This window comes from Indiicoccus explosivorum, from assembly GCF_002167005.1.
Taxonomy (GTDB): Bacteria; Bacillota; Bacilli; order Bacillales_A; family Planococcaceae; genus Indiicoccus; species Indiicoccus explosivorum.
Genome location: NZ_NHTN01000022.1, coordinates 21,880 through 47,191, shown reverse-complemented (window position 1 = coordinate 47,191; position 25,312 = coordinate 21,880). Strand labels below are relative to the sequence as shown.

General features: G+C 56.6%; 25 protein-coding genes and 1 pseudogene. 8 read left to right on the top strand and 18 right to left on the bottom strand.

Annotated elements, in window-relative coordinates:
• The first annotated feature begins 25 nt into the window (after positions 1-25).
• From CCE92_RS07635 to CCE92_RS07615, 5 genes are all read left to right on the top strand, one after another.
• Complete coding sequence (locus CCE92_RS07635; RefSeq protein WP_088007015.1) at positions 26-565, top strand: helix-turn-helix domain-containing protein; 540 nt, start codon at positions 26-28, stop codon at positions 563-565.
• Positions 566-807: 242 nt separating this feature from the next.
• Positions 808-1,497: a response regulator transcription factor gene (locus CCE92_RS07630; RefSeq protein ID WP_088006925.1), complete on the top strand. Its 690-nt coding sequence runs from the start codon at positions 808-810 to the stop codon at positions 1,495-1,497.
• Positions 1,490-2,506, top strand: coding sequence for a sensor histidine kinase (locus tag CCE92_RS07625; RefSeq protein ID WP_175578080.1), 1,017 nt, complete (start codon positions 1,490-1,492; stop codon positions 2,504-2,506). The genes CCE92_RS07630 and CCE92_RS07625 overlap by 8 nt, the downstream gene beginning before the upstream one ends.
• Before the next feature lie 101 nt (positions 2,507-2,607).
• On the top strand, positions 2,608-3,375 hold the full coding sequence (locus CCE92_RS07620) for an ABC transporter ATP-binding protein (RefSeq protein WP_088006924.1): 768 nt from the start codon (positions 2,608-2,610) through the stop codon (positions 3,373-3,375).
• Positions 3,368-5,353: an FtsX-like permease family protein gene (locus CCE92_RS07615; protein WP_088006923.1), complete on the top strand. Its 1,986-nt coding sequence runs from the start codon at positions 3,368-3,370 to the stop codon at positions 5,351-5,353. The genes CCE92_RS07620 and CCE92_RS07615 overlap by 8 nt, the downstream gene beginning before the upstream one ends.
• A 117-nt stretch (positions 5,354-5,470) precedes the next feature.
• Here the strand turns inward: CCE92_RS07615 and CCE92_RS07610 are convergent, their stop codons facing one another.
• A complete protein-coding gene (locus CCE92_RS07610; protein ID WP_241535918.1) occupies positions 5,471-6,781 on the bottom strand; it encodes a purine/pyrimidine permease in 1,311 nt (436 codons plus the stop codon).
• Positions 6,782-6,888: 107 nt separating this feature from the next.
• Entirely contained in the window at positions 6,889-7,431 is a 543-nt protein-coding gene (locus CCE92_RS07605; protein WP_088006921.1) for a DUF4334 domain-containing protein, read from the bottom strand.
• A gap of 134 nt (positions 7,432-7,565) precedes the next feature.
• On the opposite strand from CCE92_RS07605, the gene CCE92_RS15835 reads away from it, so the two are divergent.
• Complete coding sequence (locus tag CCE92_RS15835; RefSeq protein WP_155522830.1) at positions 7,566-7,736, top strand: hypothetical protein; 171 nt, start codon at positions 7,566-7,568, stop codon at positions 7,734-7,736.
• A 49-nt stretch (positions 7,737-7,785) separates the two neighbouring features.
• Here the strand turns inward: CCE92_RS15835 and CCE92_RS07600 are convergent, their stop codons facing one another.
• The 12 genes from CCE92_RS07600 to CCE92_RS07545 form a co-directional block, all read right to left on the bottom strand.
• On the bottom strand, positions 7,786-8,718 hold the full coding sequence (locus CCE92_RS07600; RefSeq protein ID WP_277621518.1) for an aminoglycoside 6-adenylyltransferase: 933 nt from the start codon (positions 8,716-8,718) through the stop codon (positions 7,786-7,788).
• Between the two features lie 78 nt (positions 8,719-8,796).
• Positions 8,797-9,351: a G/U mismatch-specific DNA glycosylase gene (gene mug, locus CCE92_RS07595; protein WP_088007013.1), complete on the bottom strand. Its 555-nt coding sequence runs from the start codon at positions 9,349-9,351 to the stop codon at positions 8,797-8,799.
• Between the two features lie 58 nt (positions 9,352-9,409).
• A complete protein-coding gene (locus CCE92_RS07590; RefSeq protein ID WP_088006919.1) occupies positions 9,410-9,601 on the bottom strand; it encodes a hypothetical protein in 192 nt (63 codons plus the stop codon).
• A 93-nt stretch (positions 9,602-9,694) separates the two neighbouring features.
• Entirely contained in the window at positions 9,695-10,423 is a 729-nt protein-coding gene (locus tag CCE92_RS07585) for an MOSC domain-containing protein (protein WP_088006918.1), read from the bottom strand.
• Between the two features lie 93 nt (positions 10,424-10,516).
• Positions 10,517-11,059: a general stress protein gene (locus CCE92_RS07580; RefSeq protein WP_088006917.1), complete on the bottom strand. Its 543-nt coding sequence runs from the start codon at positions 11,057-11,059 to the stop codon at positions 10,517-10,519.
• A gap of 181 nt (positions 11,060-11,240) precedes the next feature.
• The gene (locus CCE92_RS07575; RefSeq protein WP_088006916.1) at positions 11,241-11,936 is read right to left on the bottom strand and encodes a phosphatase PAP2 family protein; all 696 of its coding nucleotides are present in this window, start codon (positions 11,934-11,936) and stop codon (positions 11,241-11,243) included.
• A 24-nt stretch (positions 11,937-11,960) separates the two neighbouring features.
• Positions 11,961-13,574, bottom strand: a complete 1,614-nt coding sequence (locus CCE92_RS07570) for an amidohydrolase (RefSeq protein WP_088006915.1) — start codon at positions 13,572-13,574, stop codon at positions 11,961-11,963.
• Between the two features lie 128 nt (positions 13,575-13,702).
• Complete coding sequence (gene pabB, locus CCE92_RS07565) at positions 13,703-15,445, bottom strand: aminodeoxychorismate synthase component I (protein WP_088006914.1); 1,743 nt, start codon at positions 15,443-15,445, stop codon at positions 13,703-13,705.
• Positions 15,420-16,031: an anthranilate synthase component II gene (locus CCE92_RS07560; RefSeq protein ID WP_088006913.1), complete on the bottom strand. Its 612-nt coding sequence runs from the start codon at positions 16,029-16,031 to the stop codon at positions 15,420-15,422. Before CCE92_RS07560 ends, pabB begins: the two co-directional genes overlap by 26 nt.
• Before the next feature lie 115 nt (positions 16,032-16,146).
• Positions 16,147-18,096: a PTS fructose transporter subunit IIABC gene (locus tag CCE92_RS07555; RefSeq protein WP_088006912.1), complete on the bottom strand. Its 1,950-nt coding sequence runs from the start codon at positions 18,094-18,096 to the stop codon at positions 16,147-16,149.
• The gene (gene pfkB / locus CCE92_RS07550) at positions 18,093-19,025 is read right to left on the bottom strand and encodes a 1-phosphofructokinase (protein ID WP_088006911.1); all 933 of its coding nucleotides are present in this window, start codon (positions 19,023-19,025) and stop codon (positions 18,093-18,095) included. Before pfkB ends, CCE92_RS07555 begins: the two co-directional genes overlap by 4 nt.
• The gene (locus CCE92_RS07545) at positions 19,022-19,774 is read right to left on the bottom strand and encodes a DeoR/GlpR family DNA-binding transcription regulator (protein ID WP_088006910.1); all 753 of its coding nucleotides are present in this window, start codon (positions 19,772-19,774) and stop codon (positions 19,022-19,024) included. The genes pfkB and CCE92_RS07545 overlap by 4 nt, the downstream gene beginning before the upstream one ends.
• A 214-nt stretch (positions 19,775-19,988) precedes the next feature.
• Between CCE92_RS07545 and CCE92_RS07540 the strand changes: the two genes are divergently transcribed.
• On the top strand, positions 19,989-20,258 hold the full coding sequence (locus tag CCE92_RS07540; RefSeq protein ID WP_088006909.1) for a phosphocarrier protein HPr: 270 nt from the start codon (positions 19,989-19,991) through the stop codon (positions 20,256-20,258).
• Positions 20,255-21,970 (top strand): phosphoenolpyruvate--protein phosphotransferase, encoded by a 1,716-nt coding sequence (ptsP, locus tag CCE92_RS07535; RefSeq protein WP_088006908.1) that lies wholly within the window; start codon positions 20,255-20,257, stop codon positions 21,968-21,970. Before CCE92_RS07540 ends, ptsP begins: the two co-directional genes overlap by 4 nt.
• A gap of 95 nt (positions 21,971-22,065) precedes the next feature.
• Here the strand turns inward: ptsP and CCE92_RS07530 are convergent, their stop codons facing one another.
• The 4 genes and pseudogenes from CCE92_RS07530 to CCE92_RS07515 form a co-directional block, all read right to left on the bottom strand.
• Positions 22,066-22,743, bottom strand: coding sequence for a serine/threonine protein kinase (locus CCE92_RS07530; RefSeq protein ID WP_088007012.1), 678 nt, complete (start codon positions 22,741-22,743; stop codon positions 22,066-22,068).
• A 14-nt stretch (positions 22,744-22,757) separates the two neighbouring features.
• Positions 22,758-23,633: a haloalkane dehalogenase gene (locus CCE92_RS07525; protein WP_088006907.1), complete on the bottom strand. Its 876-nt coding sequence runs from the start codon at positions 23,631-23,633 to the stop codon at positions 22,758-22,760.
• Between the two features lie 24 nt (positions 23,634-23,657).
• Positions 23,658-25,061 (bottom strand): L-seryl-tRNA(Sec) selenium transferase, encoded by a 1,404-nt coding sequence (gene selA, locus CCE92_RS07520; RefSeq protein ID WP_088006906.1) that lies wholly within the window; start codon positions 25,059-25,061, stop codon positions 23,658-23,660.
• Between the two features lie 41 nt (positions 25,062-25,102).
• Positions 25,103-25,288, bottom strand: a pseudogene (locus tag CCE92_RS07515) (Rdx family protein); the annotation flags it as partial.
• Positions 25,289-25,312 lie beyond the last annotated feature (24 nt).

The following is a 25,312-nucleotide window of genomic DNA, read 5'->3' as shown; positions in this document are numbered from 1 at the left end:
AAAGAGAACTTCAGAGGTGAAGAAAATGGAGATCGGAACGAAAATCCGGGCCATCCGGAACAGAAAAAAAATGACCATCGCACAGATGTGTGAAGCGACCGGTTTGTCCAAGGGCTTCATCAGCAACATCGAGAACAACAATACATCCCCTTCGATCAATACGCTCGGCACCATCGCCGAATCGCTGGGCGTCCCGCTCCCTTATTTGCTGCTGGAAAAAAAGCAGCATATGCGGGTCGTGCGGAAAGACGGACGGACCAGTACATCGCTCAATCAGTTGAAAATCGAACATCTCGCTTCAAAAGGGGGGCTCCGGACCATGATTGTCGAGTTCCCTCCCGGCGCTTCCATCGGCGAACCGCATGCGCATGAAGGGGAAGAATGCCACTTGGTATTGAAAGGGAAAATCCTGGCGGAACAAGGCGAGGATTCCTTCATCGTCGAAGAAGGAGATTCCTTCAGCTGGAACGCCAGTGTCCCCCATTTCGTGAAAAATATCGGGGATGGCGATGCCACGGTGTTCATTTCGATTTATTCGGATATCGAGCTGAAGGATGTGCTGTAAACCGGTGATACCGGCATGGCAGCTCCGGCAGCCTCCAGAGGGAGGCTGTTTTTTATTGCTGCCCTTTTTTCTCCGGACCCCTCGAACTTCCTTCCACTTTTGCCGCCTCCTTCCTTTTCCGCCGGAACATATTCCCGCAGTAAGCGTCATGGTAAACTGGCAGTAAAGAGAGGGTTGGAAACATGGAGCCGTCCGGTTCCTGTTTGGCAACCCCCCATTTCATTGACAGTTAGGATGAGACCATGTTCAAAATCATGATTGTGGAAGACGATTTTACGATCGCCGGCATTCTTAAGGAAGAGCTGGAGAAATGGAATTACGAAGCGGCAGTCGTAACCGATTTCACGGATGTCATCGGACAGTTCCGCGAGCTCGATCCGCAGCTTGTGCTGCTGGATATCCAGCTGCCGGCGTTCAACGGCTATTACTGGTGCCAGGAGATCCGCAAGGTTTCTAAAGTGCCGATCATTTTCATTTCTTCACGCCATGAGAATATGGACATCGTCATGGCGATCCAGATGGGCGGCGATGATTTCATCACGAAGCCGTTCGATCTTTCTGTCGCGGTCGCAAAGACGCAGGCGCTGCTCAGGCGGACGTATGATTTCCAGGGAGCGGATCACTTCCTTCATTCCGGGGAAGCGATTCTGAAGCCCGGGGAGTCCAAAATATATCACAAAGAGCAGGCGGCGGATCTCACCCGGACGGAACTCCGCATCCTGGAGCAGCTGTTCCAGCATAAAGGGAACTTCGTGTCGCGGGACGCCCTGATGGTCAAGCTGTGGGAGGACGAGTCGTTCATCGACGACAATACGCTGGCGGTCAACGTCGCCCGTCTCCGCAAAAAGCTCGCGGGGATCGGGCTGGCCCTATTCATCGTGACGAAGAAAGGCGTCGGCTATGCGGTCGGCCGGGAATGTCCGGATGAATAACATCCGGCACGCGGACGTGATGAAGCATTTTCTCCCTGCCATGCGGCCGCAGCTCATCGTCTATGCAGGGACCAGTTTCCTGTTCGTCCTCGTATATGTGCTGGGGCGCCTCCCCATCAGCCTGCTGCTGTACAGCCTGGAGCTTTCCGCGTTCCTTTTCCTGATGTATCTCGCTTTCCAGTATGTCCGTTACGTCCGGCGCTACCGCACAATCACCCAGCTGCAGCAGGCGGATCTGCCGCGGCTGGACGATCTTCCGGTGACAGCGAATCCCGCCGACCGCTTGTATGTGGACAAAATCGCGGACCTCTTGACGGAACGGCGTGAGCTTGAGAAACGCTACATGGAAAAGGAAGCGGATCAGCTCGATTACTTCACGCTCTGGCTCCATCAGATCAAGACGCCGATTGCGGCGATCAGCCTGCTGCGCCAGCGCCTGACGGACCATGAGCACGAATCGAAACAGATTGCGAAAGAACTGCTCCGTCTGGAGGACTACACCGGGATGGCACTCAATTACTTGAAGCTTGAAGCGGACGGCGGCGACCTGGATCTTGCGGAAGTGGCACTCGATGAGGTCATTAAGAAAGCCGTCAGGAAGTATTCGATTTTATTCATCTATAACGGCATCCGGCTCGACTATGAACCGCTCGGGGTGAAGGTCCTGTCGGACGGGCGCTGGCTCGGCGTCCTGATCGAGCAGTTGCTGTCGAACAGCCTGAAGTATACGGATGCGGGCACAGTGAAAATTTACATGGAGCCCGAGGAAACGCTCGTCATCGAAGACTCCGGCATCGGCATCCGGCCGGAAGACTTGCCGAAAGTGTTCAATAAAGGCTATTCCGGCCTGAACGGTCGGCTGAACGAGAAGTCTTCCGGGCTCGGCCTGTATCTTAGCAGGCGGATCTGCCGGCGGCTCGGGCATGACCTGTCCATCGAATCGGCGGTCGGGAAAGGGACGAAAGTGCGGATCCGGCTCGGCCGGGAAGAAGTTTCCCGTTTCGATTGAGGGTTCCTTACGATTCCGTAAGATACCGCGCCTCATTGTAAGGATGCGTACAGGCACCGGCGGACAGGCTGCCTTAAGATGGGCGTAAGGAGGGATTCTCAATGGCTTTATTGGAAATCAGGAAGTTGGAGAAAGTATATACCGCCCGGTTTTCCAGTCAGAAAACGACGGCGCTTGCCAACATCGATTTTTCCGTGGAAGGCGGTCAGTTCGTCGCCATCATGGGGGAGTCGGGGTCGGGCAAGACGACGCTTCTGAACATCATCTCGACACTCGATGACGCGACATCAGGTGAAGTGTACCTCGGCGGGAAACCGCTGTCTTCCATCCGGGATAAGGAAATGTCGGCGTTCCGGCGCTCAACGCTCGGATTCGTGTTCCAGGACTTCAACCTGCTCGATAATTTTTCGATCAGGGACAACATCCTGCTGCCGCTCGTGCTGTCGCGGACGCCGGTGGACGAATTGGAGAAACGGCTGCTGCCGATCGCGGAAAACCTCGGGATTGCGGATCTGCTGGACAAGTACCCTTACGAAGTCTCCGGCGGACAGAAACAGCGGACGGCGGTGGCCCGGGCGCTCATCACGGAGCCAAAACTGATTCTGGCGGACGAGCCGACCGGCGCGCTCGACTCGAAATCGTCCCGAAATTTGATGGAGACGCTGAAAGACATCAATAGCCAAGGCCAGACGATCCTCATGGTGACGCACAGCGTGCGGGCGGCGAGTTTTGCGGACCGGGTGCTGTTCATCCGGGACGGCGCCGTGTATCACGAGATTTACCGGGGCGCTGAATCGCCGGATGACTTCACGGACCGCATTTCACAGTCGCTGACGGTGCTGTCCGGCGGAGGTGGGCGGCGTGAATAGCCGGTTCTTCTCCAGCCTCGCCCTCCGCAACATCCAGGCGAACCGGCAGCTGTATATCCCGTATGTGCTGGCGTCTGTCGCGGTCATCGCGATGTTCCATCTTATGGCGTCCTTGCTGACGAACGAGTTCGTCCGGACGCGGGCCGCATCCCTGACGATGATGTTCGAGTTCGGCACGGTCGTCATTGCGATATTCGCGTTCATCTTCATCCTGTACACGAACAGCTTCCTGATCAAGCGGCGGAAGAAAGAGATCGGCCTGTACGGCATCCTCGGGCTGGAGAAACGGCACGTGGCCAAGGTGCTGCTGTTTGAAATGCTGTATACCGGGCTCGTAAGTCTCGGGGCCGGGATGCTGACGGGATTCGTGTTCGGGCGGCTGTTCTTTCTGCTCCTGAATTACATGATGAACCTGCCGGTGCAGCTGGATTATTCCACAACCGGCGTGACCGCACTTATGACAGCCGGCCTGTCCGTGTCCGTGTTCCTGCTCGCGTTCCTGTACAACATCAGCCAATTCACGTTCGCGAAACCCGTCAAGCTGCTGAAAGGGTCGAATGAAGGCGAGCGGGAACCGAAAGGGTCGGTGGTGCTGTTCGTTCTGTCGCTGGCGTTCCTCGCTGCCGGTTACGGCATTTCCCTGTCGATGGACGACCCGCTCAGCGCGCTGACGTACTTCTTCACAGCGGTGCTTGCGGTCATCATCGGCACGTACCTGCTGTTCGTCTCCGGCTCGATCTTCATCCTGAAGGCTTTGAAAAGGAACAGCCGGTTTTATTACCGCCCGGCGGCGTTCATCTCGGTATCCGGCATGCTGTACCGGATGAAACAGAACGCGGTCGGTCTTGCAAACATCTGTATCCTGTCCACGATGGTCATGATCACCGTATCGACGACCATGACTGTTTTCGTCGGCACAGAAGAAATCCTTGAGAACCAGCTTCCCTATGAAAACAATTGGACGGTCTACGGCGCCGAACTCACGCCTGAAGAGCTGACGGAATCGTTCATGAGCTTCCAGGATCGTGTCCGTGAAACCGCGGCGGAAATGGGGCTTGAGGTGACCGGATCGGAAGCATACCGGTTCCAGTCCTTCGCAGGGGAAATCAGTGGCGGGCAGTTCGAACCGCGCCGGGACATCAGGGGATCCGGCGACTTGCCGCTGTTTCTTCAAGTGATCCCTGTGGCGGACTACAACCGGCTGATCGGCGCATCGGTCAGCCTGGCGCCGGATGAAGCACTCTTTTATCATTCGGATGAATCGTTCTCTGCGGAGGAATTAACCTTCGGCGGCACCACGTACCGCCTGTCACCCGCAGACCCGGCTTCCGTCACGGAAGACAGCCAGGGCATTACCGAAACGGCGATGCTCGTCGTGCCGGATCTGTTGCATATCAGGCGCATCTCGGAGGCTTACTATGCGGATGTCGAACACGAAGTCATGGCGGGCATCGACGCGCACGTCGCCTGGAATACGGACGGGACACAGGAAGAGAAAAAAGCGTATGCCGAGGCGGTGGAGTCACTAAAAGCCGGATACCCGACCTCGAACTACCGCTCGCGGATCGCCGTCACCGAAGAATGGTACAGCATGAATGGCGGCTTCCTGTTCCTCGGCGTATTCCTCGGCCTTTTGTTCACGATCGGTACCGTGCTGATCACGTACTTCAAGCAAGTGTCGGAAGGGTATGATGACCGCGGGAAATTCCAGATCATGCAGAAAGTCGGCCTGGACCGGGACATGATCCGCGATTCCACCCGGTCGCAGCTCGTGTGGATGTTCCTGCTGCCGATCGCGGTTGCCGTCATCCATGTCCTGTTCGCCTACCCGATCGTCCGGAAAATGCTTCTGCTGTTCGGCATCACCAGTGACCGGACGTGGCTGCTGTCATTCGCAACGGTCGTCGTCGCGTTCAGTGTCATTTACTTCATGATTTACCGGATGACGTCCAAGGTTTACTATGGCATTGTCCGGTAACGGCTGCCTGTGCTCTGCAATCTCTGTGCCGGAATCCATTCCGGCACTTTTTTTGCATGAAAAAACTGCCGCGGCGCCAAGTCCGGGCAGTGTGTGATGAACAAATGCGGGAAAGTGTCAGGGGTCTGTCCGCTGTGGATCTCTTTTTTCTTTCCAAAGCTGTTCGAGCAGGATGACCAGTCCCGTGCCGAGCAAAAGACCATTGCTCATCAAGTTCTGCATGATGCCCGGCAGATCGGCAAACACTTCCGGCGGCAAGAACATCGTGCCCATGCCGAGCAGGTAGGCCACGCCGACAATCGTCATTTTCCTTGAATCCAGCGGCGACATGGATACGTTATTGATGGCCAGGCCCACGAGCTGCACGAATGTCGCCATCAGCGCGGCATTGGCCACTGGGGCTGGAATGCTGGAAATCAGCGAAACGACCGGCGGGAAGAACGTGATGAGAATCAGGAGCGCCGATGCGTACACGAATGGCGCTCTTGCCTTTTGCCCCGTCAGAGCAATAAATCCCGCGGACGTCGACAGCGGAACGTTGGCAATGGAGGAGAACATCCCTGCCAGGCCGGTGCCGATTCCTGAGACCGCTGTTCCCCGGTCCACTTCCATCCGCCTGTCCGCCGGTCCGGAATCCACCGTCTGGCCGACCGCGACGATGGAAGCCACGACGTTCGATATGATGATGACAGCCGTGATGAGGGCGGTGGGGATCATGCCGAAACTGAACGCCGGTACGCCGAACGCGAACAGATCAGGCGCGGAAAACAGCGCCGTTTCTTCCTCAGGGGCCCCGCCTTTCCTGAACAGCAGATCGCCGGCCCACCCGGCCATGATGCCGATGAACACCGCATAACTGCTCAGCCAGCCCCGGGCGAAGAGGGACAGTCCGAGCACGATGAAAAACGTCAGGAACGCGAGAAGTGCAGCTGTAGGCTGTATGGTCTCCGCTTCGCCTTGGAGCCCCAGCATGCCGGCCAGGAACGTGCCGCTCAATTGGACCGTCAGCAAGAAAAAGAACGTGCCGGTGACGAGCGGCGTGAAGATCGGCAAAATCCGCTGTGAAATTTTGAAGACGCCGAACAGGAACAAAAACAGCCCCGTCAGCATCATGAGGGTCTGCAGGGACCGGAGGGTTTCATCGAGCGAAGTCCCGCCCTGCAGGCCGGTCGCGGCCATGACCGAGAAGATGCTGATCCAGATGCCGGCCGGCCCTTCCATGATCGGCAGCCTGTGCCCGAAAAGCGCCTGCAGCAAAGAGGCGGTGCCGACAATGAAAAACGTCCGCTGCATCAGACCCGCCAGTTCGGCGAAATCCATATGATAAATGGCGCCGATGACGATCGGCAGCGCCACTGCACTCGCCAGTAAAAAAATGAACCATTGTACGGTTTCCATCGTTGTCGCTGTCAATGCCTGTCTGTTCACGTAAAATCCCCTTACTGAAATCTTTGACCTTCCCTCTTCAGTCCAGTATAGCATTGATTATTTCGGCTGCAGAAGTTCTTTTTCCTGGAGCTCCCCCGAGCCGGAATTCACTGCCGGGAGCGGACCCGCTCCAAAATAAAAAAGTAAGGCTGCTGCCCTTTCATGTCCATCATGCCGAGCACTGTGCAGTCATCCACTTTCCGGAACACGTCCACGATCGGCAGCTGGTCGTAGAGCATCGCGGCCGCCGTTGCGCCCCGGTGTTCCATCATGCGGATCCGCGCCCTGCTTTTCTGCGTTTTTAACAGCGGGAGGATGTCCGGAGCTGTCCGTCTCACTAAGCTCCGCGGGAGGATGCCAAACGGGACAGACAGCGGCAACAGACCCGGATTGATGCGGAAAAGCTTTCCGGTTTTATTGCGGAACACGAGGGGGTCCACGGCTTCCGGACCGGTGATCCGCTTTCCGAACCAGCCGGACGCCTCCAGCAGGCCGTCCATCGGATGACCTGTTTTCAGTTCCGCGCCTTTCCATAAGCCGGTCATGAACGCCGGATCCGTCCCTTCCAGCCGGTCGAACAGGCGGAAGACTTGCGCACGCGGAGCCGGTTCCAGGTTCCGGAGTCGATCGAGTTCTTGACGGGCATTCATCGTTTCATCCCCTTTCCTTTGTTACCTTCCCCTTCCCCGGTGAATGCCTTTCAAAACCAAGCGGCACGTCTGAGGACCGCTTATTCGGGGTAAACTGGAAGCAGGAAGGAACGGAAACAGAAAGAGGTGTTCAGATGTATTGGTATGACGTGCTCATCACATTCGTTTTGTCCATCGTCATTTTCCTGCTCATCGGCCTCGCTGCAAGTGTCATCCTGAAAGTCACGAGCCGGAAACACAAGATGGGGATCGCGTTCGCAGCCGTCCTGTTCGCCCTGCTCGCGGCGTTCCTCTTCACCATTTAAAAAGCGCCGGCCTTCTCTGAAGGACCGGCGCTTTATTTCAGTTGGTCTCCTATGGACGGGTTGAACTGTCCCGGCACTGCCTGCGGGATACTGAATCACTCCGGACTGCTTCAAGGTAGCGGGTCATCCGGCAGTCGTCCTGGTCCGGATAAACCGATCCGGCCAGAGGGGCAATCTCTGCCGCGAGTTTCCGGAACAGAGTGATTGCCGCGAATAACGAATCCCACATTTCTGAGTGACTGCTGCCTGCATATGTCTGTTCATACATCCGCCAAACGTCGGGGGAGGTGAGTTGTTTATAGTATTTCCCCATTTTCCCCGGCGATATTTCATATCCGTACTGATGGCCGATGTGCCAGTGCATCATCGCATCCAGCGGCACTCGAACGACGCTGTCCATCATGGCTTTTGCATAAGGAAGCTCATCCCGCCACAGCCCTTTGGCCACGTTTTGCGAGCACCAGAAGAATTCGTTGGCAGCGGCATTGAACGCGGCGGGCGTAGGCGGTGAAACCCAATAGTCCCTGTCGGTCGCCGGCTGAAGGGGCGGAATGATCCCATCCTTATCTAAAAGCACCACAGTCTGCGATTCCGTCAGCGCGGCCCGCCTGGCGTTATCTTTCTGGAGCAGCCGGAGATCGAGCCGGTTTCCGTCCGAAAAGAGCATCAGGTAGCTGTAGGAAGTGCCGAAATCCACTTTTTGACCGCGAAGATGGTCCATCCGATCCGGTTCCTGCATCATGATCAACTCTCCGAATACAGAAATCCATTCAGGATCAGCTAAAAAAGACGCTGTTTCCGTCACCGCATAGACGATATCGAAATCCTGGAACCGATCTTTCGGTGCAGCGGGGTTCGCGCGGGATCCATTCAGGAAGACGGCGCGGATGCGTTCGTCCGTTTTCGCTGTCCTTAAAATCAACTCCAGCATTTCTTCTTCCGTTCTCCTTTGAGCCAAATTCGTTTCTTGGATGGTCCTCACCCTTTCGGTCGATCGGCAGCTAAAAACAAGCTGGCGGTTTCATTATACCACTTCCTGCTCTGCAGCGATTTCAAGCTGCTACCCGTTGGATTTCGTCTGTTCCGCCAGTTCTGCCGGCTCCCTGTTTCCGGGATGGACAAATCGCGAAAGCTCTTTGTATATCCCGACGATTTCGTCCTTTTTCATGCGGACCAGCCCGCTCGAAGAAGGCGCGACGAATTCGGTGACATCCGGCAGGACAGGGTCTTCCTGCCGTCCCCACTCCACTTTCTGCCGCCTGCTGTATTGCTGGTAGACCCCTTTGCCGACAAAACAGACGACTTTCGGTGAATAGCGGATAATCTTGCGGCGGAGTTCCGCCGCTCCCTCGGCATACTCCGTTCTCGTGATCTCAGCCGCTTCTTTTGTCGGCCGAGGGACGATGTTGGTGGAGCCATAACCGTACGACAGCAGATCCGCATCCTCTTTCGGGGATAATTTCTTCGGTGTCAGGCCGGCTTCATGCATAATCGTCCAGAACCGGTTGTTGGGGCCGGCGTAATGATGCCCCGTCTCGCTGGACCGGATGCTCGGATTGAATCCGACGAACAAAACATCCAGATCAGGTTTTATGTGGTCCGGTACAGGTGTCAGTTCCATACCCGCAGTCCCCCCTTCATGCGATTCAGCCTTTTCCTGCCGGTTCTGCCGGTCAGCTGTCCTTCTCCGTCGCCGTCCAATCGCTCGTTCCGTTATCGATATCCGGCTGGCCGATGTTTTCCACTTCGCCCTTGTCTTCTTTTCCTTTCCGTTCCGCTTTCCGGTTTCTTTCTTCCTGTCTGTCATGGCCTTCCCGTTCCGCTTCCCCGATTTCCCACATGCGGCGTTCATCCCGGTCTTTCATCGCTATCCCTCCTCGCGTTGATTTTTCAACCGATCCGTCTTCTTCCTGTTTTCCCGGACGGCGCCTGCTGAAAACGGGTTCCGTCAGCCGGTTTCAGTCTTCCAGCATCAGTTCGTCGCCTGTCCGGATCATCCCAGTTTTCACGACGGTGCCGTAGACCCCGAAGCGGTTCTGACGTTTTTTCGCGACGGTTTTCAATAAAGAAGGTGATTTGTCGGCGGTGTCCGGATCGACCGTGATGATCATGCACCGTTCACAAGGACGTTCCAGGCGGATGGCCGCTTCCGGTCCGATCCGCATTGTACGGCCATACCACTGCTCTTCGCGGAACGGCTCGTTGCCATCCAAATCCAGCAGCAAGTTCGGACGGAAGCGCCGCCAGTCGATGGCGCCCTCTCCCCAAAGCCGTTCCATTTCAGCCACTGAAGCACGGGAGACGAGCTGGACCGGTTCTTCCTCAATTGCGCCGAGCGGAACTTCTTGCGGAGTGTAGGAAACAAAAGACACCCGCCGGCCGGAAAGCCGGGACAGCTCCGCCAGCAATTGTCCATCTCCCCACCGGAAGACACGGCCGTCCGGGGAAACCACCCGGACATCCGGGTACCGGTCAAGCGAATCCTCTCCTGCGAATTCCGCACGCCATCTGGCCATGCCGGGATATTGCGTAATCGTCAAATACCTGCCCGGCCGCTCTTCCTCGAGTAAGGCGTGGCTCCGGTCGCCCAATAGTCCGTAATCCATCAGTCTGACCGCCTGCACGGTTTCACCCCGGAACGACTTTACGGGATGGCGGACAATTTCCGCGACAGAACCGATTTTCATTCCATCACCTCTCCTTGACCGTTTTTCCTCGTCATGACAAAAACAGGGAAAAGGCCGGTCGCCTTTTCCCTGTCTGCGGTCCTGTATCCTGATTTATTTTACGACGAATACATCCGTTGTGACAGGCTCCGCATCACGGAATGCACCGTGGAGCTTTTCGCGCTGTTCTTCGTCGACTTCTGCGATCAGCAGAATGTGGCCGTTCTTCAAGTACTCTTCATACTCTTTCGCATTTTCGTCCGGAATTCCGGCACCCGTCAGTGCACCGACGATCCCGCCGCCTGTCGCACCGATCGCAGCACCGCTGAGTGTTGTCGCGAGCGGTCCCGCAGCAGCCAGCACCCCGATTCCAGGAATGGTCAGAAGGCCGATTTCAGCGATCAGTCCGGCGATCCCGCCGAGCACACCGCCAGTACCCGCACCGATTCCGAAGCCTTTGCCGGCATGTGATCCGCGGTCGTCTTTATCGGCTTCCGCGTTGACATCCGTGCGGTCTTCAATATCCTCTACAGTATCTTTGTCTTTCGCGAAGACGGAAAGCTGCTTTGTATCAAAGCCCATTTCCTTCAGCGACTCTATCGCTCTCAGCGCTTTCTCTTCTGTTTCGTATACACCACCGATGAGTGTCTTTGGCATTACTGATTCCTCCTTTGAATGATCTGATCTTCTAGGATTCCTGTGAATCCCTCTAGTTGTTTTCGTTCCCTAACGGCTTCCGCCCTAAACATCGCGGCTGTCCGGGATCCCGAAAATGGCCGGAATGTTACGTTAAACCGCAAAAAAATGAAAGATCTTGCCGGTGAAACAAGAGTCCCGGTTACGATTTTTCAGAATCCGTCACGGTATCCTTGCTGCCGCGCCGGTATTTTGTCCATTCGAGCGCCATGATGCACAGGAGCAGCCAGATGGCCCCTGACAGCTGGCCGGCCAGCACATCGCTCGGAAAATGAGCCGACAAGTAGACGCGGCTCGAACCGATCAGCAGTGCCAGAATTGCTGCCGCTCCCACAAGGAGCCATTTCATGCCGGCTTTCTGCGGCCCGCGGATCACCAAATACGCCAAAAAACCGTAGAACACGAGCGAACCCATGGAATGGCCGCTCGGAAAGCTGAAGCCGATGGCGTCGATATCCGGGTTGATCGACGGGCGTTCCCGCTGATAGAACTGCTTCAGGATCCACGTGAGAATGCCGCTGCCGGCGATGGCGATGATGAAATAGAGGATCGTCCACCTGTCGTGCTTTTTGAACCAAAGGTAGCCGACCACCGCAAGCGACAGGACAGTCAGGAACCAAACGGATCCAAGCTCCGTGATGAAGATCATGACATAGTCCAGTGCCGGGCTGTCCCATGCCGCAAATTGGTCGATGATGGCCTGGTCGAACGACCGGAAACTTTTTTCAAGGACTTCCTCCGCCAGTTCCGCGAACAGGACGATGAGTCCGGCGGCGATGGCGATTCCGGTCAGGAGCAGAACCGCCGGCGTGATTTTTTTCTTCGTGTCTTTATCCACTGAATCACCTCCGGTTCCGTTGCGTTATGTCTTCAGAAAATCTTGTGCATACACTTGTTTTCCGTGGGACCATGTCTCCAGGACATCCAGTTCTTTTATTCCGAAGTCCGACACATCGGCCGGATGGCGGGAGAGCAGGACCAGATCTGCTTGGTACCCTTCCTCCAGCCGGCCCTTATCATGTTCCCGGAATTCGAGTTCGGCCGGCGCCGTTGTATAGCCTCTGTAGAGGGGATCGAAACCGACTTTCTCTTCCGGTATCCAGCCGCCTTTCGGATTGCCTTGCGGATCCGTGCGGTTGACGCCGGCGAATATCTCCAGGATCGGCGACAGCGGGCCGATCGGCGTGTCGGAACTTGTGGTGAACGGGATGCCGGCCCGTTCCAGGGAACCCCATGCATTGCACAGCGGTTCCCGTTCCTTGCCGGCCCATTTGGCCGTCCCTTTCCATTCCCGGAACATGAACCCCGGCTGGATTTCGACGTACGGTCTGACACGCGCGAGCCGGCCGAACTGGTCTTCAGCCAACGTCTGGGCGTGGATGATCCGGTGACGCAGACGATTATCACCTGCGAATTCGATGGCGTCCAGCGCTTCATCCACTGCCCGGTCACCGATGGCATGCATCGCGACTTGCATCCTGTTTCGATCGGCCAATGCCACCACTTCCTTCACGGTATCAGGCGGGTAATTCAAGACACCGCGTGTGTCGGGGCGATCCGCGTATGGTTCCCGGAGTGCGCCGGTGTGGAGGCGCTGGGTGCCGTCCAAAAAGATTTTGACGGCACCGACTTTTACCCTCCGGGTCCCTTCCCCGGTCCTGAGAGTCCAGTCCTCTAAAAATGACCGCAAGTCGCCGATGGTGAAAATATAGTGATGGAGATGGACGTCGATCGGCAAGCGGCCTTCCCCTTCCAGTTCCGTATACGCTTCCCACAGTGTCCTGTAGGAACCGCAGAAGTTGAGGTCGTCCGTATGCACGGATGTGATTCCGTTCTTCATCAGGTGCGGCATGGCATCCGCCAGCGCTTCTTTCACTTCCGTCTTCGTCTTTTGCCGGAAATGGCGGTGGATAAAGTGGACAGCCGAATCCTTGAAACGTCCGGTCCAGTTCCCTTCCCCGTCCGTTTCGATGAATTCCGCCGGCAGTTCAGTCAAGTGATCTTTCCGCTTGATCAGTTCCAGCGCCGTGCTGTTTACGAGGCATTCGTGGCCGTCATCATGGAGAAAAAAGATGGGGCGTTCATGGCTCAGTTCATCCAGATCGGCTGCAGTGAGAGGTGCGTCGATATCGGTGAATTCGTCATCCATGATTCCCCGGCCGACTATCCAGTCCCCGTGCTCCATTTTCTTCAAATTGTACTCGTCCCGCACGAGCTGTTTCACTTCCGACCATGTCCGCACGAGCCGAAGGTCCAGTTCATGCTTCATGAGGCCGAAGCGGAGCAGGTGCATGTGGCTGTCGGCAAACGAAGGGGCGAGCGTCAGCCCCCGGCCGTCATAGCTTTCTCCAGCCGGCGCTTCCGAATCCGGCATGATCCGCTCGATTGTGTCCCCGTTCAAGCTGACGGCGTACCGTTCGGCGGGATTATCCTGGCGGTCCGGCCGGTACAGCCGGACGTTTCTGATCGTGGTCATGGGCAGTCCTCCTGTCTGTTTTTCATTCTTGTTACCCCTTTCCCCTGCGAATCCGGCTGTTAAACGGCATAAAAAAGGAAGGCTCCGGGTTTTCCCGGGCCTTCCCTCCAGTTATTCTCTCTATGGTTTCAGGGAATCAGCTGCACCGGCAGCCACTTCCGGACGCTGTTTATGAACCAGATCCGCTCTGCGTTTTCAAGGTCCGCCGGTCTCAGGATCCGTTCTTCGATTTCTCCGGCATCGAGAAGCACTTGACGGTACACCCCCGGTAATAAGCCGCAGCAAACCGGCGGGGTATAGCAGCCGTCTTTTGTTTCAACGATCAGATTGCCGGTGGTGAACTCGGTCAGTTCGCCTCTTTCATTCCATAACAGCACAGAAAAGACCCCGTTTCCGTCTTTTTCACCGTGCTGTTCATACATGGAGCGGTTCGTCGTCTTATGGTAAAGGAACGGACTGCCGGCATCGACCGGTCCGGACGCGAGCCGGCAGCGGACAGGACCGGCTGTCACACCAAGCGGCGCGGCTTCTGCCTGGATGCTTCCGTTTCTGTCTGCCAGCAGCCGGACTTTGTGGACACCTGATGGATGCTGCCGGGATATGCTCGCCAGCTGCCGCCTGACCGTTTCCTCGTCCAGCGGAACCCGGAAATAACCCGCTGTGCGGCTGAGCCGGGAAACGTGGCGGTCGAGGAAAGGGTATTTTCCTTCATCGAGCCGGAGCGATTCCAGCAGATGGAATTCCGGCCGCCGTTCAGTCAGCAGCCGGGCTTTAGCCAGGAGTTCCGCATGTTCACCGGCGGCCGTCGAGTCCCATGTAATGCCGCCGCCGGCTCCGTACACGGCCTCCCCGCTTTTTGTATCGAGGACCACCGTCCGGATCGGCACATTGAACACGGCGTTTTTTTCCGGCGTGATATAACCGATCGCGCCGCAGTAGATGCCGCGCGGTGACTGTTCAAGTCCGGCGATTGTGTCCATCGTGCTGATTTTCGGGGCGCCGGTGATCGACCCGCACGGAAACAGGGCTTTGAACCAGTCGAAGACGCTCAGTTCCGGACGGAGTTCCGCCCGGACCGTGGATGTCAGCTGATGGACGGTCGGATACGTTTCCGCGCTGAACAGTTCCGGCACATGGACCGACCCCCGTTTGGCGACGCGGCTCAAATCGTTCCGCAGCAAATCGGTGATCATGAGGTTCTCCGCCCGTTCTTTTTCAGAAGCGAGAAGCTGTTCGCGGAGCCGCTGGTCTTCGCTTGCGGTTCTTCCCCTGACGCTTGTCCCTTTCATCGGTTTCGCTGTGATGAGCCCGCCATCGGTGCGGAAAAACAGTTCCGGTGAAGCAGACAGCACCCGCCAGCGTCCGATATTCAAGTAAGCGCTGTAATCCGCTTCTTGGTTGCGGGCCAGCTGCCGGTAAAACGCGAAATCGTCTCCGCTGAACCGCGCCCGGAGCCGGGCGGTGTAGTTCACTTGATACGTCGTGCCGCTCCGGATCGCTTCCCGGATGGCGTTGATGGCCTTCGTGTAAGCCGCTTCCGGAGAATCCGGCTCCCAGCTCGAGACGGTGTACGGTCCGCTGTCAGGAAAAGTCGGCGGCGACGCCGTTCCCCTGAACAGGCCGAACCAGACGAGCGGTACATCGCCCGGCGGTTTCGTCCGCATGGCAGGGTGAAACGCCGGGGCGGCTTCATAGGAAACGAACCCGGCTGCAGAATACCCCTCGTTTATCCCGGCTTCGAGCGCTTCGAACAGCGGTCCGACTTCAGCTAAGGAAGAAGCGGACAGGATCCGGACGGGGTCGGTGAATGTTTTCGGGCGGATCGTACCGGAAGAATCAGCGAATTCAAAATGCAGGAACGGGGTTTCCATGCTGTCCCTCCTTCCACCGGACAGCGGCGCGCCAGCTGTTGCCGAGCATGCGGGCACCGTCTGCTGTCAGGATCGATTCCGGATGGAACTGGATGCCTTCGACCGGCTGAAAACGGTGCCGGACCGCCATGATGGCTCCGTCTTCCGAACGGGCCGTGACAGCGAGGCAAGCGGGGAATTCCCCTTCATCCGCCACGAGCGAATGGTAGCGGACCACCGGCGAAGGATTCGGGATTCCGCAGAACAGCCCCGATCCGTCATGCTGCAGGTGCGAAACTTTCCCGTGCACGGGCTTGACGCCCTGACGGACGGTTCCGCCGAAATGGCGGACGATTACTTGGTGGCCGAGACACACGCCGAGCACAGGGATACCGCCGCTGAAGACTGACAAGAGCTGGAGGGCCGTCTGTGCGTCTTCCGGAGTTCCCGGACCGGGTGACAGGACGATGAGCGTCGGGGACATAGCGGCAACTTCTTCGGGTGAAGTGCGGTCATGCTGAAGCACACGGACGTCAGGTGTGAGCTGCTCGAAAATATGGACAAGATTGTATGTGAATGAATCATGGTGATCAATGACGGCGATCATGGAACTCCACCTTTTTGCTGAAATTGAATCAAGACTCCTACATTATAACCGCTGCCGGCGGATTAGGCAGAAAAAAACGCCCCCTTCTGTTCAGAAGAGGGCGTGCGCCGCACTGTCAGGCAGCGGCCGGATTTTTCTTTTTCAAGAGTCCGACCATGAGTGCGGCGACGATCGCACCGGCGAGAATGGCCAGGATATACAGAAGGATTCCGAGCAGGCTTCCTTCTTCCACCAGCCCGATGACGAAAACTCCGCCGTGCGGTGCACGGAGTCCGATGTCAAAGAGCATCGACAGGCCGCCGGCAAGGGCCGCACCTGTCACGATGGACGGAATGACACGGGCCGGGTCGGCTGCGGCGAATGGGATGGCGCTTTCGGTGATGAAACAGGCACCGAGCACATACGCCGTCTTGCCCGCTTCCCGCTCCTGCCGGGTGAATTTGTTCTTGAACAAGGTAGTGGCGATCGCCAGACCGAGCGGCGGCACCATGCCGGCCGCCATGATGGCGGCGATGAACGTGAAGTTCTCTGCGCTCAGCATCGCAATGCCGAACGTATAGGCCGCTTTATTGATCGGCCCGCCCATGTCGATGGCCATCATCGCACCGAGCAGCAGCCCGACGATGACTTGATTCGTACCGCCAAGTCCTTCAAGAAATGCAGAGACCCCGGTGTAAAGTTGAGTGAGCGGCGGGTTGATGAGCATCATGATGATGCCGGTGATGGCAATGCTGAACACCGGATAAAACAGGACGGGTTTCAGCCCTTCGAGCCAGTCCGGCACATAAGAAAAGACTTTTTTGACACCGAGCGTCACATAGCCCGCCAGGAAGCCGGCGATGAGTCCGCCGAGGAATCCGGAACCGCCGCTGACTTCGTCGACACCGGTGACCGTGATGGCGATGAGTCCGCCGACAGCCCCAGGTGCAAAGCCGGGACGTTCTGCGATGCTGGATGCGATGAAGCCGGCCAGCACCGGGACCATCAGGAAGAAGGCCTGTGCGCCGCCGATTTCACTGAGCATGGCCGCAAAGCGGTTGTACTCTTCACTCGTCGGGTCCGTCGCTTCGATCCCCCAGAAAAACGACAGGGCGATGAGGATCCCGCCGCCGACGACGAACGGCAGCATGTTGGATACCCCGTTCATGAGGTGTTTATAAAATCCGCCGAATGCTTCGGTCACTTCTTCCGTATCCCCGCGACCGCCTGAGTCATGCCGGTATGTCGGAACCGCTTCGCCGATCGCCTGATCGAGCAGGGCATCGGTGTCGTGGATCGCTTTACCGACTTTTGTCTGGATGACCGGCTTGCCATGGAATCGGGCCATCTCCACTTTCGTGTCGGCTGCGACGATGATGGCATCCGCCGCTTCGATTTCCGCATCGGTCAGCCTGTTCTTCACGCCGCTCGAGCCGTTCGTCTCCACTTTAATGTTCAGACCGCGTGCCCGGGCGCGTTCATTCAGTTTCTCTGCCGCCATGTACGTATGGGCGATGCCTGTCGGACAGGCTGTCACCGCAAGCAGCCGGACATCCTTCGCCGCATCATCCGGCATATCAGCCGTGCTGTGATCGATTTCCGGAATGATTTCTTCTTCATCCCCGAATTCGGCATCTTCTTTATCCGACACCGCGCGGAGCACTTCTTCTTTTGTTTCCGCCTCCAGGATGCGGACGCGGAATTTTTCGTCCATCAGGAACGTGGCAAGGCGGGACAGCGCTTCCAAATGATCGTCCGCCGCGCCTTCACTGGCAGCAATCATAAAAAACAGCTGCGCGGGCTGGCCGTCCAGGGAATCATAATCCACGCCTTCGATCGAGCGGCCGAAAGCGATCGCCGGTTCTTTGACGGCGGCTGTCTTTGCATGCGGAATCGCGATGCCGTCGCCGATGCCGGTCGTGCTTTGTTCTTCCCGCGCTAAAATCGCTTCTGTGAAGGCGGACTTATCCGCCAGTTTTCCGGCCCGGTCCAGCTGATCCGCCAATTCGGCGAGCACTTCCGTTTTCTCACGGGACTTGAGGTCGAGGACGATGGTCTCTTCGGTCAATAAATTCGTGATTCTCATTTTTTCACATCCTGTTCTTCAAATGGGGTGACGCGGATTTGTGTCAAAAGCGCTTCCACATCGGTTCTTTCGCACAGGTCCGGCCGGAATGCAGTGGCACTTCCGCTTGCCACGCCGGTCCGGAAGGCTTCCACCGGGTCCGCACCGTCCGCATAAGCGGAAATGAATCCGGCGACGAGCGAATCACCGGCTCCTACTGTGTTGATCACAGTACCTTGGGGCGCTTCTGCAAAAAAAGCGCCATCTTCCGAAGCGAGCACCGCGCCTTCTCCTCCCATGGAGACGATGACATGGCGGGCGCCTTGTTCCACCAGTTCCTGTGCATGGGCGGCTGCCTGTCCGGCGGTCCGGATCTCCGTACTGAACAGGTCGCCCAATTCTTCCGCATTCGGTTTGATGAGGAACGGCTGCTGCCGGACCAGCCGCAACAGCAGCGGACCTGAAGTATCGAGCACAAAATGCGCTCTCCGCTCCTGGCAATATGCCGCCAGTTCCTCATAGAAGCTGTCGGGCACGGAACCGGGCAGGCTTCCGGCAAGGACGAACCAGTCTTCAGCCGCAAGATTTGCAACTTTTTCTTGAAGCGCTTTCATTTGCTGTTCAGTGACGTCGGGTGACGGGCCATTCAGTTCAGTTTCGACAGATGCTTTGATTTTTACGTTGATCCGGGTCGTGCCGTCTGTTTGGACGAAGCCGGTCCGGATTCCCTCAGCCTCCAGGAAATCCTTAATGAAAGCGCCTGTGAATCCTCCGACCAAACCGAGCGCGGTGCTGTCCGATCCGAGCCGTGCCAGCACGCGTGAAACGTTGATTCCTTTTCCGCCGGGCTCTAACTGGACTTCCTGCGCCCGGTTCAGCCTGCCGGTCTTAAAAGAAGGCAGATACGTTGTGTAGTCGATGGATGGCGAGAACGTGCATGTGTAAATCAATGGTCTGCCTCCTTCACTGACGTAAATTGTTTGAGGGAAGCCGCCACATGAAGCGGCAATTGATCTGTGACGAGAACGGCATCCTGCAGATCCGCGATTTTGGCGAAAGCTGTCTTTCCGTACTTGGAAGAATCCGAAACGATGAAGGTCTCACTTGACTGCCGGGAAGCCAGCTGTTTCATCGCCGCTTCTTCCGGGTCAGGGGTCGTATAACCCGCTTTTTCATGGATGCCGTTGACACCGAGAAAGCATTTGTCGAACTGGTACCTCCCTAATGCCTCCAGCGCGCGGGCGCCGACTATGGCGCCCGTCCTGGATTTGATGAGGCCTCCTGTCACATAGACCGTAATCCCCGCTTCCATCAATTGCTGCATGTGGCTGACTCCGTTTGTTACGACAGCGACATCCCTGCCTTTGAGCAGCGGAATCATCTCCAGCGTGGTTGTCCCGGCATCAAGGTAAATGCTGTCTCCTTCTTCGATCAGGGAAACGGCTAATGCCGCAAGCATCCGTTTTTCGTGAAGGTTTTTGGCGGATTTATCCATAATGCTCGGTTCTTCACGCCGCTGATTGGCGAGCGTCGCACCTCCGTGGACGCGCTCGAGCAGCTGCTGAGCTTCCAGTTCTGTCAGATCCCGGCGGATCGTCGATTCAGAAGCGTTTGTCAGCTCGGCGATTTCCTGGATCTTTACCGCTTGTTTCTCTTCCAGCAATTGCATGATCAAGTCGTGACGTTTTTGCGTTAACATACAGTCACCTGCCTAAGTCGGTAGTTCTTACTGAACACTCTACTTGATATTCCGTTCTAAATCAATCATAATCATTCATAAGCAATCAAAAACTGTCAAATAACCAGTTTGATTGCATCCTATTCGGCAATGCTCCTATAATCAACGGAAGCCCAGTCCGGCGGCACATCCGGATGGCGAATGGCACGAAATAATACTTTACGGAGGGATCGACATGGTTGAAAAACAGTATACAGTCGCAGGAGAAGAAGGGCTCCATGCCCGACCGGCTTCAACGCTCGTCAAGACAGCCAGCGGGTTCAGTTCAGACATCTTTTTGCAGTACAAAGAGAAAAAGGTGAATTTGAAGTCGATCCTCGGAGTGATGTCCCTTGGCATCAAATCGGGTGAAACCGTTACCATTTCTGCGGACGGCGCTGACGAACAGCAGGCGATGGACAAACTTGATGAAATCGTGAAATCCGAAGGGATCGGGCACGAATGACTTCCTTCCTGACCGGAATTGCGGCTTCCGACGGAATCGCCATTGCCAAGGCGTACCGTCTCGAAACCCCCGATCTGACAGTGGAGAAACGCACGGTCGCCGATCCGGAAGCGGAGACAACGCGCTTTGAACAGGCGCTTGAACAGGCAAAATCCGAACTTGAGGCCATCCGCTCAAGAACGGCCGAGACGATCGGGCATGAGCAGGCGGCGATTTTCGAAGCTCACCTCCTTGTGCTGAATGATCCGGAACTGATCGGACCGATCAAGGAAACAATCCGGACAGCTGAAGTGAATGCGGAATTCGCGCTGGAGGAAACGTCGTCGATGTTTGTGTCGATGTTTGAATCGATGGATGATGCGTACATGAAAGAACGTGCGGCGGACATCCGCGATGTGGCCAAACGGGTGCTGTCCCGCCTGCTCGGCGCTGAAAATCCGAACCTAAGCCTTATTTCGCAGGAAATGATCGTAGTGGCGAAAGATCTGACTCCTTCCGATACAGTCCAGCTGAATCCCGAATTCGTCAAAGGGTTCATCACCGATGTCGGCGGGCGGACGTCGCATTCCGCCATTCTTGCCCGGACGCTTGAGATTCCAGCCGTTACTGGAGCCAAGTCGGCTATGGCCACGGTTCGGAACGGGGATACGGTCATTGTGGACGGGCTGGCCGGGGAAGTGCTCGTCAACCCGGAAGAAAGTGAAATTGCCCGTTATGAAGCGAAGCAGCAGGAACACCTTCAGCAAAAAACAGAATGGTCAAAGCTGGTCGATGAGGCGACCGTGACAGCGGACGGCAGGCATGTGGAACTTGCTGCCAATATCGGGAATCCGACTGATGTCCAAGGCGTCATCGCCAATGGCGGCGAAGGCATCGGACTGTACCGGACGGAATTCCTGTACATGGGCCGGGATTCGTTCCCGACGGAAGAAGAACAGCTGGAAGCGTACAGCGCTGTCCTGAAAGGGATGAAAGATAAGCCGACTGTTGTGCGGACACTGGACATCGGCGGTGATAAAGAACTGTCCTACCTCGATATGCCGGCAGAGCTGAATCCGTTTCTCGGCGTCCGGGCGATCCGTCTCTCTTTTGAACGGGAGGAACTGTTCCGCACCCAGCTGCGGGCGCTGCTCCGCGCAAGTGTGCACGGGAATCTGAAAATCATGTTCCCGATGATCGCCACACTCGGGGAGTTCCGCAAAGCGAAAGCGATTCTTGAAGAAGAACGGGAACGGCTCACCGCCTCAGGCATTGAGGTGAAGGACGATATCGAAGTGGGCATCATGGTCGAGATCCCTTCCACCGCTGTCATGGCGGATACATTCGCCAAAGAAGTGGACTTCTTTTCGATCGGCACAAACGACCTGATCCAGTATACACTTGCAGCCGACCGGATGAACGAACGCGTCTCCTACTTGTACCAGCCTTATAATCCGGCTGTCCTCCGGCTTGTTAAAACTGTCATCGATGCCGCACACAAAGAAGGCAAATGGGCCGGCATGTGCGGTGAAATGGCCGGTGATGAAGTGGCGGTTCCTATCCTTCTCGGTCTCGGACTGGATGAATTTTCAATGAACGCTTCTTCCATCCTGAAAATCCGGTCGCTCCTGAGAAACCTTTCACAGGAGGAAATGGCCAAGCAAATGGATGCGATCTTGAATCTTGGAACTGCAGAAGAAGTGAAAGAGACTGTCCAGCGTTTACTGAAATGATTTTTGGCCGGCATGCAGGTTTTCTTTCTTGTGTGTCGGTTTTTTATTTTTTATTTCCCTTATGTAATTAATTACTTATTAAACTTCCCTAGCCTTCATTTTCTGAAGGCCGTGTGCCGGTATACGTGTTTCATGAACTCTTCAAAGGAATTATGATATCGGTTCCATTGGTTGTACCACTTGCGGATCGTCTCCAAGAGCCAGAACGGCATCGGCCGCCCGTCTAGCAGCGGATAGTATTCATCGTATGCCCGCTTCAAATGTTCCCAGCGGTAATCATTTCCGGGAAGGACGTATTCCGAGACATCCAGGATTTTCGCCCGCCCTTCCTGCAGCAGAATGTTCTTTAAATGGATGTCCCGGGGATTCAGCCCTTTGGATCGGACGTAGTTCCGGGCATCTTCCACGTCCTGGATGGCTTGGCGTGGAACGTGCACACCTTGAAGCAGGCAGTCGAACAAAGTAATGCCGCTTTCCATACTCAGCGCGAGAATCCGTCCTTCCGTCCCGTAGCACTTCGGGAAATAGCCGGAAGAACCAAGACGGTCATAGACCTCTTTTTCCGTCTGCGCTTTATCTTTCTTTTCTTCCGCATAGACCTTCAAGGCGATTTCGGGTGCATGTACAGACTGGAACACTGCTGCATCGGTCCCGATGCCGATGCAGCGGATGCCTTCCGGAATTTCCGAAATCACTACAGGCTCATTGTTCGGCATCGGTGTGACTACGGTGTTCTGCAGTGCGGCAGCCGCCTTTTCCCATCTCTGAGTCATTTTTTCCGCCCCGCTCACTTGAGATCCGCTGCGAAATCGGCCACAGCCCGACCGATTTCTTCCGGAGAATCTTCCTGCAGGAAATGAAGACCTTTCACCGTCACTTCCCGCTGGTTCGGCCAATTTCTGCAGAACTCGCGCTGCGGCCCCGTCAGGATGGTCCCGGGTTCTGCATTGATGAACAGTTTCGGCACGTCACTTTCCGACAGCCAGGCGGCATATGCTTCTGCCGCTTTCTGGACGTCTTCCGGTTTTCCATCGAATGGGATTTCCCGCGGCCATACGAGGGTCGGCTTCCGGTCTTCAGGCTCCGGAAACGGTTTCCGGTAAACCGCCATCTCTTGTTCCGATAGCTTGCGGATCACACTCGAAGGCAGGATCCGCTCGACGAATCCGTTTTTTTTGAGAACGAATTCTTCACCCGCCGGTGACCGCATCAGCCTAAAAATCTTTGTGGCGGCGGCCGGCCATTCTTCCCAGGTTACCGGGCGCACGAAGGCTTCCATATAGCAGATACCCCGCACGCGCTCGCGGTGGCGGTTCGCCCAGTGAAAGCCGAGTCCGGATCCCCAATCGTGGATGACCAGCAGGACATTGTCCAGCTCCAGTGCATCAAACCAGGCATCCAAATAGCGGGCATGGTCAAAAAACCGATATGACCCGTCCGGCGCCTTGCCGGACTCCCCCATCCCCACAAGATCCGGCGCCAGGCATCGCCCGTGGTTCTCCACTTCAGGAATGACATTCCGCCAAAGATAGGAAGAAGTCGGATTGCCGTGCAGAAAGACGATCGGATCCCCTTCCCCTGTATCAACGTAAGCCATTTCCGTATCGAGCACCCGGATCAGTTTCCGTACGTAGCGGTCCTCCGCTGAAATCGTTTTTTCCATGAACTTCCACGCCCTTTCTTATACTTAGCCGATCAAGGAAAACCCGTGGATCAGCTCATCCATTTCCTGCTGACCGATTGTCCTGAAATCCACGATCACTTTCCCGTCGGCGATGCGCGTCACGATAGCGGGTGTCCCGTTTCGAAGGCGCGCCGCCAATTCACCTGCAGTCAGTCCGGGATGACTGACCGCCGTGGCAACCGTCGGAATTTCCACATCCGGCATCGTCCCGCCGCCGACTTGGGAAACTGTTTCTAAAATAGAAGCCGTGAGCGAAGGATTCGCGGCAGCCAGCAGACGGACGAATTCCTCTGCCTGCTGGCGGATGCCTTCGACCGGTCTTGTAATGTCCCGCACGGTCGGCAGCGACTTCACTTCTTCCCCGCCGTCTATGTAGGTCTTCAGCGTCTCTTCCAGTCCTGCCAGCGTCATTTTATCCAGCCGGAGGACACGGGCGAGCTGATGGCGCTTCAGCCGGCCGATCAGTTCCTTTTTGCCCGCGATGATCCCGGCCTGCGGTCCGCCGAGCAGCTTATCGCCGCTGAACGATACGAGATCCGCGCCGGCACGGAGGACATCCCGCACGACCGGTTCCTCTCCGATGCCCAGTTTTTTGAAATCGAACAGCGCGCCGCTGCCCAAGTCCTCGTAAAAAATCAGCTGCCCGTGTTCCCGGCTCAGCCCGGCCAGCTGTTCTGTACCGACCGATTCGGTGAAACCGACGATTTTGAAATTGCTCGTATGGACTTTCATCAGCATGGCGGTCTCATCCCGGATCGCCTGGCGGTAGTCGCCTAAATGCGTCTTGTTCGTGGTGCCGACTTCGACGAGACGCGCACCGCTCTCTTCCATAATCGATGATACGCGGAACGAGCCGCCGATTTCCACAAGTTCACCGCGGGAAACGATGACTTCGCGGTCTCTTCCCAGAGCGCTCAGCACGAGAAAGACGGCCGCCGCATTGTTGTTGACCGCCATCGCGGCTTCCGCCCCTGTCGCTTCCTTCAGCAGTTCTTCAATGATGTCATGTCTCGAACCGCGTTCGCCTTCCGCAATTCGGTATTCCAGGTTCGTATAGGAGCCGGCCGCTTCCGCCATCCGCCGGACCGCCCGTTCACTCAGCCGAGAACGGCCCAGGTTCGTATGAAGCACGGTGCCGGTCCCGTTGATGACACGGGCGAGCCGGTCTTTCGCCCAGACGGAAGCACGCTTTTCCGCCCGGTCGAACACAAGCCCCGCCAGCCCGTCCGCTCCCGTCTTTTCCACTTCTTCCCCGTTCAGCAGCTCCCGGCGCAGCCCGTCGAGTTCCCGACGAATAAAATCCGTCAGCCGCTCCGCCGTCATGCCGCTCTTCTTTTGCAGCTCCGAAAACCGCGCGTCTTTCTGCAGTTCGTGCACTGGCGGCAGCTGCCGCATGTGTTCCTTCATCTGTCTGCCTGCCCCCTTTGCCGGGACAGGCGGCAGCGTTTTCAGCGCCGGTCGATCCGCCCGGCCACTTCGTCCACTGTCGGGAACTGTCCCGTCTCTTTTTTTGAATATACTTTCGTTCCGTCGACGGTCACTTCGAACACACCGCCGCCTCCCGGCACGAGTTCCAATGAAACGATGTCCGTCCGGTATTTTTCAAACAGCTGTTCCGCAAAACTTGCGGCTTTTGGTGCATAGTTTCACATCATGCA